The organism is Pseudothermotoga sp. U03pept, assembly GCF_051235805.1.
Taxonomy (GTDB): domain Bacteria; phylum Thermotogota; class Thermotogae; order Thermotogales; family DSM-5069; genus Pseudothermotoga_B.
This window is the reverse complement of the sequence record NZ_JBPNXV010000001.1, coordinates 1,796,772-1,809,401: the sequence shown is the minus strand read 5'-3', so window position 1 is coordinate 1,809,401 and position 12,630 is coordinate 1,796,772. Positions and strand designations below refer to the sequence as shown.

Below are 12,630 nucleotides of genomic sequence, written 5' to 3'. Positions count from 1 at the left end.
TTTACCCCAAGAAATCTGTTGACACAGTAACAAAACGATGACTTTCTCACCCTGTTCGGTCTTGACATGTCTGCTGTAATATTGTACTATTACAGTGTACGGAGGTAGAAAGATGTGGTTTTCAGTAGATTTTAGTTCTCCAGTGCCAGTTTACAAGCAAATCAAAGAGAAGATGAAGGCGCTGATCAAGTCTGGCAAGCTGAGGAAAGATGATTTTGTACCATCAATACGCAGTTTGGCGCAGGACCTTCAGGTGAACATAAACACCGTCGCAAGGGCTTACAGAGAGCTGATGAGCGAGGGTGTGCTCCAACCAGTTAGGGGTGAAGGCTATGTGGTTGGTGAACTGAACGAGGAGGATTTTACCAACCAGCTGATTGAGCAATTTGAACGTGCCACGGTTGACTGCAAGAGAGTCGGAATAGACTTGAAGGTCTTGAAAGAAAAACTCGAGATGATTTATGGGAGGAATGAAGATGATTTTGAAAGTAGAAGGGCTTAAGAAAACTTACAAGCAAAACAGAGCAGTTGACAACGTGAGCTTTCAAGTTGAAGAGAGTAGCATCTTTGCCCTCTTAGGACCTAACGGTGCTGGTAAGACAACGACTATCAAGTGTATTTTGAATTTGAGAAAAGCAGATTCGGGAAAGATACTACTGAATGGTTCTTTTGCCTATCTGCCTGAGACAAAGGAACTGTATAGGTATCTCACCGTTGAGAAGATGGTTGAAGTGAGTTCATCGGTTACTCAGAACTTCGAGAAGAACAAATGCATTGAGTTGCTCGATGAATTTCAGATTCCACTCAGAGAAAAGATAGCAAATCTCTCTCATGGAATGTTGACACAGACCTACATGGCTCTGGTGCTTTCACAAAAAGCTGATATCTATTTCATGGACGAACCCACGTGGGGGCTGGATCCAATCATGAGAAACAGGATATTAGAGCTGATCAGAGCACTCACATATGACGGAAGGACTGTCTTTTACACAAGCCATATTCTGGCAGAAGTGGAGAAGGTAGCAGACGTTGTTGCGATAATGGTGAAAGGAAAGATTGCAGAGGTGGACAGCCTGGACAATCTCAAGGAGAAGTATGTTCTTTGTGTTGTGCCAAAGGGAGAAAAGATCGATGGCTTTCACTACAAGAGCACAGAAAACGAAGATATTTATGTTGCAAGGAAAGAGTCAGCGAAAGGTGTTGTCGAGCCGGCAAACTTCGATGCCATCTTTGAGTCAATAGTCAAGGGGGTGAAATAATGCTCAAAAAGGAGTTCTACGATCTGAGACTCAGGAGTTTTGTAATTCTCGCAATAGGTGTGGGACTTTTCTTTGTTCTTGCACCATTTCAAGAGATCACAGTGGAGATGCTCAAACAATACACCGAGGTACAAAACATGCCCAAGTTCTTAGAGAAGTTCATTCCAAAGACTTTTGTGGAAAACTTGAGCGACTGGAATTTTTACATCTTCAGCCAGTGGTTTGGCAAGAACCTTGGACAGATCGTACCAATAATAGCAATTATCATGGCTTTCCCCTTGTTCGCAAGGGAAAGTGAAAACAGAACAATAGAGTTTCTTGTAACAAGAAGAAGCAGAAATGAAGTTTTCTTTTCAAAGTCACTGCTCGGACTTTCGATCTTGCTAATTCAGATGACTATCTTCTCACTACTTCCAGCTGTTTACTCGCTTTTTGTAAGAGAGAGTCTCAATTACGATCGGCTGTGGGGATTCTTTGTTCACACACTCGTCGGAGCTACCTTTTGGTTTACTGTCTCACTGCTTTTTTCTGTCCTATCGAACGATCAGGTAAAGCCCATTTTAATGAGCATTGGTCTTTTGGCGATCAGTACAGCTTTGGGTGTGGTCAAAGCTCTCAGATTTTTCAACACTTACGCATACGTTCTGGGTAGCAAGGTTTTTCAGACTGGCGGTGTGGACCTGAGATACACAACTGGCTTACTCATTCTATCGACTGTATTGTTTTTCTTGAGTTACGATCTCTTTCTTAGAAAGGAATTTTGAAAGGTGGTGAACTCTGTGAAGAAGCTGTTTTTGATTTTCTTGATCGCAAGCTCAACAACCTTCTTTGCTTCGAATGTTGAAGCTGAAGGACAAAGATTCATTCACTTTCTTTCTACAAAGAACTTTGAAGGTGCTCAATCGATGTCGGCTCAAGTGCTGCTCAATGCTCTGACTCAGACAGGACTCACATTGGAATCTTTCTGGGAAAAGTTAACGCAGCAGGTAGGTATGCTAAAACAAATCAAGAGGGTGAAAAGCACAACTGAACAGGGTTATCAGATTGCTTACGTGGGTTGCGAATTCGAAAAAATGACGCTGGATGCAAGGATCGTTTTTGACAAAGAAATGAAGGTTGCAGGACTGCAGTTTCTGCCGTACACCGAAGAAAGATCCTACAGAGTTCCAGATTATGCAAACACAGAGAGTTTTACAGAGATTGAGTGCACCGTCGGCAGCGATAAATGGCAATTGCCAGCCACGTTGACGCTTCCGAAGGGTGATGGACCATTTCCAATTGTCGTACTGGTACACGGATCTGGTCCAAATGACAGAGACGAAACAGTAGGTGGAAACAAGCCTTTCAGAGATCTTGCTTGGGGACTTGCAAGCAAAGGTATAGCTGTACTCAGGTACGACAAACGAACGAAGGTCTATGCTCAGCAATACTCAGAGATGGTCAAGAGCCTCACGATCAAAGAAGAGGTCATAGATGATGCACTTGCGGCAATAGAACTGGCGGGAACCTTCGAGAAAATCGACAAAGGCAAGATCTTTCTTTTAGGACACAGTCTTGGTGGTACAGTTGCTCCCAGGATAGCTGAACAAACAAACAGTGTCGCTGGCGTTATTCTTCTTGCTCCAGCCTCAAGAGGATTGTACATTGTGAATGCATTGAAACAATACGAGTACCTCTTCTCGTTAGATGGCAAGATAGATGAAGAAGAAGCAAAACAAATACAGGAACTAAAACAAGAAATAGAGCGCATTCAAGACCGCAAAGTGAAAGAATCAGAAATAATACTGGGTGCATCCAAGGCTTACTGGGAAGATCTGCTTGAATATGACCCGCTGGAAACGGCAAAGTCCTTGAAGATACCAATTATCTTACTGCAAGGAGCTCGAGATTACCAAGTCACACTCGAAGATTTTCAGATGTGGCAGGAAGCTCTCAAAGAGAAAGATAACGTTACTTTCAAACTCTATCCAGATCTGAATCATCTCTTTATAACTGGCAGCGGTCCTTCGACACCATACGAGTATGAGCAACCTTCAAATCTCTCTGAGCAGGTCATTAAAGATATATCAAAGTGGATAGAGAAGATTCAAAGGCAATTTTGAAAACAAAAGATAAGGAGGACGAAAGTCCTCCTTTATTTTGAGTATCTTGATTCAAGCTCACGCCACTCTTTGTAGCCAACAAGATCGTTGAACTCTGACCAACTCACGCCAAGTTGTGCGACTTTATTGAAATCATTTTCTTTCAGTGCCTTCAGAGCCTCGATCATTGCCTTAGTTGCCGGATAGAGGCACACCATGGGTATTGAAAGGTATTTGATGCCAGCTTGAATTAACTGATCAAAGTCAAAGATCGGTGTCTTGCCCCCCGGAATGATGTTAAAGGAGATTGGTTTTTCGACTTCTTTGACCAACTTTTCGATTTCTTCTATCGATTGGGGTGCCTCAACGTAGATGTAATCTGCACCAGCCTCAGCGTATGCCTTTGCTCTGGAAAGAACTTCTTCAAAGCCTGCGACTGATCTTGCGTCTGTTCGGGCGCCTATCACAAGTTCTGGGTTGTCGTCCTTTCTTGCATCCACAGCCGCCTTTATCTTGGTGACCATCTCTTCTGTTGAGATGATACTCTTGCCTTCCATGTGACCACATCTTTTGGGCCAGACTTGATCTTCAAGCCTCACACCAGCAACACCTATCTTTGCAAAGTTCTTCACCGTCCAATATACGTTAAGTGCATTGCCATAGCCTGTGTCTATATCTGCATCGACTGGTAATTCCGTCGCGTTGACGATTGTTCGTACCCTTTCGAGCATTTCTCCAAAACCAATTAAACCTATATCAGGTTGACCGATCAACGAAGCAGAGATACCGTAACCAGTTGTCCCGACAACTTCAAAACCAGTCTTTTGAATGAGCACAGCTGAAAGTGCATCATAGGCACAGACTCTGAAGGTGAGTTTTCCCTCATGAGTTAGGTACTCTCTGAGTTTTTTTGATCTTTGAACTGCCTTCCACTCAGCCATTCTCCTACTCCTCCCTTTGAATCTCTTTTTTGAACTTGACTTTTTACCACACGACACATTATACTATACTATGTGATATATGATATCATATATTTTGTAAGGGGTCAACGAGGGAAAACCATCACTTTTGAGGAGGGGTGAAGATGAAAGCAAGGTTGTTGGTCTGTCTTCTTGCGACTGTGTTGTTATCAGCAGTGGTCTTTGCAGAAACTTATCCATCCAAGCCTCTGAACTTCATTGCGCCGGCGGGACCAGGTGGCGGATGGGATACGACTATCAGGACAGTGGCTCAGGTACTCAAGGAAACAGGTCTTGTTACTCAACCAATCGTTGTCAACAACATGCCTGGTGGCGGTGGCGGAGTGGCTCTTGCTCATATGCAAACAAAGAAGGGCGATCCGTACAATATCATAGTCTTCTCACCACCTTTGCTGCTGATTAACTTGACAGGACAGACTCAGTATTCTTACAAGAACCTGACACCTATAGCGATGTTGATACATGACTACGGAGCCTTTGCAGTTTCTAAGAAATCGAAGTACAACAGCATAGCCGAGGTTATGGAAGCCTTGAAGAAGGACCCCAAGAGCGTCAGGGTTGGTGGGATATCGGCATTTGGATCGATGGATCACATTCAATTTCTCATCGCCGCAAAAGCTGCAGGAGTAAACAACTTGAAGGATATCACTTATGTTTCTTTCCAAGAAGGTGAACACATGGCGGCACTCTTGGGTGGACACATAGACGTGCTTTCGACAGGTCTTGCCGAAGTCACTACAGCCCTTCAGACAGGTGCGGTAAAGGTGTTGGCTGTAACAGCCCCGCAAAGGGTTGGTGGAATCTTGGCGAATGTTCCCACATTGAAAGAAGAGGGTATCGATGCAGAGTTTGTCAACTGGCGTGGTCTTTTTGGAGTACCTGAAATGCCGCCTTACGCTTTGGATTACTGGGTAGATATCCTTGGCAAGATGGTCCAGACACCACAGTGGGATAAAATGGTAGAAAAGTACAACTGGACTAAGGCATTCGTGCCAGGAGAGGATTTCGCTAAATACCTTGCAAAGGTTAACGAAGATTACAAGGTTGTCTTAAAGGAACTTGGAATGTACAAAGGAGAATGAGCAGTTCTGTGGGGGCTTCCCCCCACAGGTTCTTCACGGAGGGGTTAAAGATGGAAAAGAAAAAGGACAGATGGCTTGCAGTGGTAGTACTTGCCTTTGGAATAATCTATGTCGTTACTACATTGAATCTTCCAAGAGCCCCTGTTGGAAACCCCATGGGTCCACTTTACTTTCCGCTGGGATTTGGGATTCTAACGATCGTGATTGGCTTGATCATGTTGTTTCAAAGTAAGGGACACGAAAAGGTTTCTGCACACGGAGAAGAGGTTACTAAAAAATCAAAGCAATATCTTTATGTTTTCTTTGGAGTGATTCTATGCGTAGCGTACGCTATCTTGTTTGATTTGACAGGTTTTATTGCATCAACCCTTATCTTTCTCACGGTTTTTCTTTTCATGCTGAACGGACCTCGAAGGTGGATTGCAAACCTTTCCATAGCCCTTTTGTACACAGTAGGGGTTTGGTATTTGTTTGAAAAGGTATTCTTGATAAGTCTTCCATAGGAGTGGTTAGTCGTGAGCACTCTGGAATATTTAATGCAGGGATTTCAAGTTGTTCTTCAACCGGTGAATCTTTTCTGGATTAGTTTAGGTGGTTTTCTTGGTACTGTTATCGGTATGTTACCAGGCCTTGGACCTGCTACAGGTATAGCTTTACTCTTACCGCTGACCTTTGTTATGAAACCAGAAACTGCTTTGATAACGATGTGTGCAATTTTCTATGGAGCTATGTTTGGTGGTTCACGCAGTTCTATTCTTCTGAACATTCCTGGCGATGGCTCTGCAGTTGCTTCTTGCTTTGACGGCTATCCTATGACTCTCAATGGAGAAGCAGAAGCAGCACTTGCAATATCTGCAATAGCTTCGTTCATAGGTGGTTTAATCTCATCGATAGCCTTTGTGGCACTGGCATTGCCACTTGCAAAGATCGCATTGATCTTTGGACCACCAGAGTATTTTGCACTGATGGTCCTGGCATTGACTGCCACTGCATCGATGTCTGAAGGAAAACTTTTGAAAGGTTTGCTGTCAATGCTAATAGGCTTGATGATCTCTATAGTGGGGCTGGATCCTCAATCAGGCGTATCAAGATTCACCTTCAACGTGATGGAATTACAGGGTGGTATAGATTTCGTGGTGGTGATAATCGGCATATACGGTTTGGGAGAGGTCTTCAAGAATCTGGAGAAAATAAAGATTAAGAATGCCATTCAGCCAATCAAGCGGAAGTTCGGTCGCATCTGGATCAGTAAAGAACAATGGAAAAGATCTTTGCTGCCAATACTGCGTGCCACACCAATAGGATTTTTCATAGGTATTCTGCCAGGTGCAGGTGGGACGATAGCGGCGTTGATGTCGTACAATACAGAGAAAAAGCTTTCCAAAGAACCAGAGAGATTCGGCAAAGGTGCCATCGAGGGGCTTGCAGCACCTGAAGCAGCAAACAACGCTTGTTCTATTGGTGCAATCTTGCCAACCTTTACGCTCGGGATACCTGGTTCTGGCACTGCCGCAGTGATGCTCGGTGCACTCATAATGTATGGATTACAACCTGGGCCATTGCTCTTTGAACATTATCCAGAAATAGGCTGGGGCATCGTAGCGAGTTTGTTCGTTGGGAACGTAGTCTGTGCGATTATCAACTTACCTTTGGCTGGTTTGCTTGTCAGAGTCTTAGCCGTTCCACCAAAGATACTCTATCCGTTGATAACAGCCCTTTGCTTTATTGGTGTCTATGCAATCAACCTGAGCGCAGTTGATTTCTATCTACTTATACTTTTTGGTCTTTTGGGTTATGCAATGAGAAAACTCGAGATACCAACTGCCCCACTGATACTTGCAAGTGTTGTAGGGAGAAAATTCGAACAATCCTTCAGGCAATCTCTGATGCTTTCTCAAGGAGATTTCTTCATATTCTTCAAATCTGGAATTTCTATAGCATTACTCATACTTGCTGTTTTGTCTTTGTTCTATCCTATGATCTCGGCAGCACTCAAGAGAAGGAGAACCTCTAATTAAGGTATAATAAAAATTAGCAGGAGGTCTGCGATGAGAACAATAGAGAAAAGATCGCTCAGAGAAGAAATCATAGAGAAGGTCAAGGAATACATACTAAAAGGTCATTATGCACCAGGAGAACGAATTGTGATCGATTCGTTGGCGAAGAATCTTGGTGTGAGTGTAACGCCTGTGAGAGAAGCTTTGCACTATCTTGCGGCACGAGGTTTACTGCGAGTTGAACCGCACAAGGGTTTCACCGTGAAAAAGTGGGATCGAAGAGAGATAGAAGATCTTTTACTGTTAAGGATGTACCTTGAAAAGCTTGCCGTTAAACTTTTCATTGAAAGGGCAAAAGAGCAAGATTTTGTGTCTCTCAATCAGATAATAGAGAAGATGCAAGCGGCATCGAAGACCGGTTCTTTGGAAGAGATGATAAAACTCAATTCACAGTTTCACGCGGCAATTGTGAAAGGCTCTGGTAACGAAGAACTTTGCAGAATGATGGCAGAACTGGGCGAAAAACTGTACCGGGTCAGAGTTCTTTCACTGTCTTATCCAGGGAGAATTAGTCAATCGTGTCAAGAACATATGAGCATATTCAGAGCTGTTGAACAAAAAGATGTACAAGAAGCTGAGAGGAGAATCGAAGAGCACACTCAGAGTGTTATGAATGTGCTTTTGAAAAGAGTGAACGAAGGATTGCTCTAAACTCCGTCTATAGAAATGGTGCTGATTTTCTTCATCTGAATTCTATTTTTTCAGAGCAAATCTGGTGTAAAGACCAGATTTTTTTTATCGACCGAGTATAATCACTTTTAGTGGAGGTGTTCAAATGATACTCACGACGACTGAAAAGATCGAGGGTTATGAAATTGTTGAAACACTTGGTCTTGTGATGGGCAATACCGTTCACTCGAAACACCTTGGAAAAGATATAGCTGCAGCCTTCAAGACCCTTGCCGGTGGTGAGATCAAATCTTACACAGAGTTGCTGACTGAAGCCAGGAATATCGCGATGCAGCGCATGATTTCAGAAGCTGAAAAACTCGGCGCCGATGCAATTGTCTGTGTGCGGTTTGGAAGCTCATCTATCATGCAATCGGCTGCCGAAGTGCTCGCCTTTGGAACGGCGGTAAAGATCAGAAAACTTTGAGCTGCTAAAAGATTCTCTGGCTTGCCCGTGGTCCTGGAGTCTTGTCAAAGGCTTCCACGAGCCAGAATCTGTATGCGTACTCAAACCGATCTGGTTTGATATTGGGATCTTTTGGTACGTGGAAAAGATCGTGAATTGCTGTGACATACCTATGGTATGCAGTGTTGCGAGGAACGAGTTCAACCACTGAATTGAACATGATGCTGTAGCCGCTATTGTTGTCATAAAAGAGCAGGTTGGCAGTGGGGTTCTTCAGTACATTGGTGTATGTTTTTTTGTAGTATATCTCGATGCTGGATAGGATATTCTTATTGAAAATCTCAGGCTTACTGTACAGATTCAGCAGAAATTCTATTCTCTCTTTCATTGTTTCCTTTGTGCCTTTTTCCTTGGCAAGATCGATCAATCTTAGAGCTTCTTCTGCAAGTCTTTCAAGGTGCTCGTCCTTTGGCACCAGTCCTAAGCCTTTGATACAGCTGTTTATTGGAAATTCCTCACTCTCTGAAATGGTAGACATGACAACACTGTGAGGAGAAAAGTTCGGCATACCTTTTTCCAAACCTAAGAAGATCTTTAAGCTCTTCAAACGATTTTCAATCTGCCAGTCAAAAAAATCTTTTGGCATCTGCTGAACTTTGTAGATTTTTTCCTTCCCTTTCAGATTAAGGGTGATCGTTTCATTGCTGATCATCATACCTCTTCCCTCCTGTCTCTCAATTTCGGGTTGAGCAACTTTTCTGCAGCCACACCGAGCGACATCACAGAAAAAGAAGCTAAGAATATCGCCAAACCTGGAAAGATTATCCACCACCAGGCACCCAAGACCAGTGCATTAGAAGTTCTTGCATTGTTGAGTATCTTTCCCCAAGAGATCACTCTTGGATCTCCAAAACCAAGAAATGACAATCCAGCCTCTGCCAACATAGAGCCAGCAGCAGTAAAAGCGGTGTTAACAACCAACACAGGATATGTAGCTGGCAACAGATGTTTTTTGATCAAGTACCATTTTGTCGCGCCGGCGCAGATCGCAGCCTCTACATAGCCTCGCTTCTTCTCAGAAAGGACGACAGCCCTCACAACCCTTGAAATTCCAGCCCAACCGAAGAGAACGAGCACCATGATGAGAACGTAAAAACTGTTTCCAACATATGTGAGTATCATGATCATGATAGGAAGTCCAGGCAGAACCATTACGAAGTCAACGATTCTCATCAGTAGGGTATCAATTCCTCTACCATAGGCTCCCGCGATCACGCCTAAAAGGCCACCTATGACGGTTACACCTAATGCAGTTGCCCCACCGATTATGAGAGAAATTCTTGATCCGTAGACGATTTGGCTGAAGATATCTGTGCCATACCAATCTGTTCCAAAAAGGTGCTTCCATGATGGGGGTTGTAGTCTCAGACCACGTTGTGTGATGTCGTAAGGATCAAAAGGTGCAATCAGCGGAGCAAAGACTGCCATGATTACCAATAGGCTCAGAGTGATTATTCCGAATTTACCCTGAGAGGAATACCACAGATGCTTTAAAAAACTGTATCTTTTCATTCGAATCTCACCCGCGGATCAAAGAGTGTTTGGAGCAAATCGGCAAAGAAGTTCGCCAGTATTACCGAAACGATCGTTATCATCACCGTTGCCTGTAACAGTGGATAGTCAGAGTTTCTCGATGCTTCTAAGACCAAGAGCCCCATGCCTTTCCACGAGAAGATAGTTTCGATCAAAACAGCCCCTCCCAACATCCCAGCTATTCTCAGAGTTAACATCGAGAAAAGTGGACCGAGTGCATTTCTCAAAATATGCCTCTTTCTGATTTCTCTCTCGAGCAAACCCTTTGCTCGAGCTGTGATTATGAACTCCTCACCTAAGATCGATACAACCATGTTTCTCACATACACAGCAAAACTTGGCGTGTTGACTAAAAATAGCGTTAGCCATCCGAGAAAGACATGGTGTATCAAGCTCAGGAATTTGGCAAACCCCTCGGTTTTTGGATCGAACATGCCTTGCAACGGGAATAAGCCGACCTTGAAAGAGAAAAACAGAACCAGCAGCAGTGCAAACCAAAAGGTAGGGACTGAATGCAGAGCAAATGCCACGCAACTTATGAGTTTGTCGGCAAGTTTTCCACGCTTGCAACCGATGTAGACTCCTATCTTCAGCGCAGCTACCATACTCACAACAGTTGGAACCGCTGTCAGAAAAAGAGTCCAAGGTAATCTCTCAAGAACAACGCCCGTGACACTCCTGTTGTATGTGTAAGAAACACCAAGGTCTCCCTTTGCAAACTGCTTCAAGAAATGCAGATACTGCATCCAAACTGGTTTGTCCAAACCAAAGGCAGCTTTTATTTGTTCCTTAACTTCTTCGGGTATTCTTGGATCTCCGTAAAAACGCTCTGCCGGATTACCCGGCAGAGCTCTGATCAAGACAAAGCTGAGTGTCAAAGCTAAGAAGATTGTTAAAACCATTTGGATAATTCTCTTCACAAGGTAAGGAAAACTCACCTGCGAGCACTCCTATCAAATCATTTCACTGGTGTAAGGTTTTTCAAGGTCTCTGTGTTCATCACACCTTCACTTTCTGATACTACCCATCCAGAGAAGTTCTTGACGCTATAAGCCTCTACGTTGGCAGGTATCAACAACGGCACAACAGGAACAATCTCTCCGACGAGCTTTTGAAGATTCCTAAAGGCCTGAACGCGTTCTTCATCACCGAAAGCCATCCATATTGATTCTAAGGCACTATCGAGCTCTTTCATGTTGATTCCACCGTAATTGAAACCGGTTACTTGTCCGTCCTTAATCGTGCCTCTTGAAGAGTGCAGGTGATAGAAAATCATCTCTGGATGACTACCCAGATTGTAAGAATACAGGGCAAGATCAAAGTCGGCCTTTTTCAATTTCGTTGTCAAACCTTCAGGTCCCTGGGCGTCTATTTCTACATTTATGCCGAGGTTTTTCAGATACATTTTTATGTATTCGGCCATTTCCATAGCTTGCTTGTCTGTACTGACCAACATCTTTAATGTTTCTTTTCCATATTTCGAGTTGCTCAAGAACTGCTTTGCAAGTTGTACATCTTGGGAAACAACTCCGACGGAATCAAGAAAGAGTTCTTTCAGAGACTTTGGCAGCAAACCAACTGATGCGGGTTGGGCGAAGTTCATGTAAACTTTGTCGATGATTTCTTTGTAATTTATGGCATAGAGAACGGCTTTTCTGAAATTTACATCGTCCATTGGTGCCTTTCTGTGATTGAACAAGATTACGTTCACCGACCCACCGTCAGTCAAGGCTATTCTGAGATTTGGGTATTTTGAAGGATTATCCAAGACTTGTTTTGCAAGTGCAGGATCTAAATCCCAGTACAGATAATCATAATCACCTTTCACAAGTCCAAGAAAGCCCATAGTTTCGTCTTGTACGGTATGGAAGATGATTCCATCAAGTTTTGCAGATGCGTTTGGATGGTCTTTGAAAAATCTGAGTGTGACCGTCTGTGGTGAGAGTTTGTCAAAAGCCAAAGGACCACTTCCAACTGGTTTCTCTATGTTTGGGAACTCCATAGGTGCCTGGATCTTTTCCCAGGTTTCCTTCGGAATGATAGGTATAGCCATTGGGGCAAAGGAAAGCATTGAGGTATTCATCATTCGAAAGGTCAGTTTGACAGTTTTTTCATCTACCTTCTCCGCACCAACGAGATATGCCAAGATGGGTCCCAAGGGAAGTCTTTTCTCCAGAATGTATTTGAAGGAAAAGACAACGTCATCTGCAGTTACGACTTTTCCATCGTGGAATTTTCTGTCTGCTATCTTGAAGGTTAAACTGTTGGAAGAGAAATCGACTGCCCAGTCTGACGCAAGAGTGCCAATTATCTTTCCATTCTGTTCGCCTAAAAGCGTTTCGTACAAATAGCCAACTACGATTCTTTCAGCAGATGATTTGACCAAGAATGGGTTCAAAGATCTGACATCTCCAAGAACAGCGACATTCAGATAAGATCCAAAGATGCTTATACAAAGGACAAGAATAGAGATAATCAGAGAGACTCTTTTCACCATATCAAC

At 43.5% G+C, this 12,630-nt stretch carries 14 protein-coding genes; 9 read left to right on the top strand and 5 right to left on the bottom strand.

The genetic code is table 11. From position 1 onward, the window contains the following. Positions 1 to 112 precede the first annotated feature (112 nt). The 4 genes from ACSFC1_RS08855 to ACSFC1_RS08840 are packed head-to-tail and all read left to right on the top strand — an operon-like array spanning position 113 to position 3,361. Entirely contained in the window at positions 113 to 502 is a 390-nt protein-coding gene (locus ACSFC1_RS08855; protein ID WP_435565739.1) for a GntR family transcriptional regulator, read from the top strand. Beyond that, positions 477 to 1,259, top strand: coding sequence for an ABC transporter ATP-binding protein (locus tag ACSFC1_RS08850; RefSeq protein WP_435565738.1), 783 nt, complete (start codon positions 477 to 479; stop codon positions 1,257 to 1,259). The genes ACSFC1_RS08855 and ACSFC1_RS08850 overlap by 26 nt, the downstream gene beginning before the upstream one ends. Further along, a complete protein-coding gene (locus ACSFC1_RS08845) occupies positions 1,259 to 2,023 on the top strand; it encodes an ABC transporter permease (protein WP_435565737.1) in 765 nt (254 codons plus the stop codon). Before ACSFC1_RS08850 ends, ACSFC1_RS08845 begins: the two co-directional genes overlap by 1 nt. A 15-nt stretch (positions 2,024 to 2,038) precedes the next feature. Next, positions 2,039 to 3,361 (top strand): alpha/beta hydrolase, encoded by a 1,323-nt coding sequence (locus ACSFC1_RS08840; protein WP_435565736.1) that lies wholly within the window; start codon positions 2,039 to 2,041, stop codon positions 3,359 to 3,361. A gap of 32 nt (positions 3,362 to 3,393) precedes the next feature. On the opposite strand, the gene ACSFC1_RS08835 is transcribed toward ACSFC1_RS08840, so the two are convergent. Next, entirely contained in the window at positions 3,394 to 4,281 is an 888-nt protein-coding gene (locus ACSFC1_RS08835) for an isocitrate lyase/PEP mutase family protein (protein ID WP_435565735.1), read from the bottom strand. A gap of 143 nt (positions 4,282 to 4,424) precedes the next feature. Here ACSFC1_RS08835 and ACSFC1_RS08830 point away from each other — a divergent pair, with 143 nt between their 5' ends. From ACSFC1_RS08830 to ACSFC1_RS08810, 5 genes are all read left to right on the top strand, one after another. After that, the gene (locus ACSFC1_RS08830) at positions 4,425 to 5,402 is read left to right on the top strand and encodes a Bug family tripartite tricarboxylate transporter substrate binding protein (protein WP_435565734.1); all 978 of its coding nucleotides are present in this window, start codon (positions 4,425 to 4,427) and stop codon (positions 5,400 to 5,402) included. 50 nt (positions 5,403 to 5,452) lie between these two features. Continuing rightward, entirely contained in the window at positions 5,453 to 5,905 is a 453-nt protein-coding gene (locus ACSFC1_RS08825) for a tripartite tricarboxylate transporter TctB family protein (RefSeq protein WP_435565733.1), read from the top strand. Between the two features lie 12 nt (positions 5,906 to 5,917). After that, positions 5,918 to 7,420, top strand: a complete 1,503-nt coding sequence (locus tag ACSFC1_RS08820; protein WP_435565732.1) for a tripartite tricarboxylate transporter permease — start codon at positions 5,918 to 5,920, stop codon at positions 7,418 to 7,420. Positions 7,421 to 7,450: 30 nt separating this feature from the next. After that, the gene (locus ACSFC1_RS08815) at positions 7,451 to 8,110 is read left to right on the top strand and encodes a GntR family transcriptional regulator (protein WP_435565731.1); all 660 of its coding nucleotides are present in this window, start codon (positions 7,451 to 7,453) and stop codon (positions 8,108 to 8,110) included. 124 nt (positions 8,111 to 8,234) lie between these two features. Then, positions 8,235 to 8,555, top strand: a complete 321-nt coding sequence (locus ACSFC1_RS08810; RefSeq protein ID WP_435565730.1) for a YbjQ family protein — start codon at positions 8,235 to 8,237, stop codon at positions 8,553 to 8,555. A 4-nt stretch (positions 8,556 to 8,559) separates the two neighbouring features. Here ACSFC1_RS08810 and ACSFC1_RS08805 read toward each other — a convergent pair whose 3' ends face one another. Genes ACSFC1_RS08805 through ACSFC1_RS08790 form a run of 4 tightly spaced genes read right to left on the bottom strand, consistent with a single transcriptional unit; the run spans position 8,560 to position 12,624 of the window. Next, entirely contained in the window at positions 8,560 to 9,249 is a 690-nt protein-coding gene (locus ACSFC1_RS08805) for a hypothetical protein (RefSeq protein ID WP_435565729.1), read from the bottom strand. Next, positions 9,246 to 10,106, bottom strand: coding sequence for an ABC transporter permease (locus tag ACSFC1_RS08800; protein ID WP_435565728.1), 861 nt, complete (start codon positions 10,104 to 10,106; stop codon positions 9,246 to 9,248). The genes ACSFC1_RS08805 and ACSFC1_RS08800 overlap by 4 nt, the downstream gene beginning before the upstream one ends. Continuing rightward, a complete protein-coding gene (locus ACSFC1_RS08795) occupies positions 10,103 to 11,065 on the bottom strand; it encodes an ABC transporter permease (protein WP_435565727.1) in 963 nt (320 codons plus the stop codon). The genes ACSFC1_RS08800 and ACSFC1_RS08795 overlap by 4 nt, the downstream gene beginning before the upstream one ends. 20 nt (positions 11,066 to 11,085) lie before the next feature. After that, the gene (locus tag ACSFC1_RS08790) at positions 11,086 to 12,624 is read right to left on the bottom strand and encodes an ABC transporter substrate-binding protein (RefSeq protein WP_435565726.1); all 1,539 of its coding nucleotides are present in this window, start codon (positions 12,622 to 12,624) and stop codon (positions 11,086 to 11,088) included. Between the last annotated feature and the right edge of the window lie 6 nt (positions 12,625 to 12,630).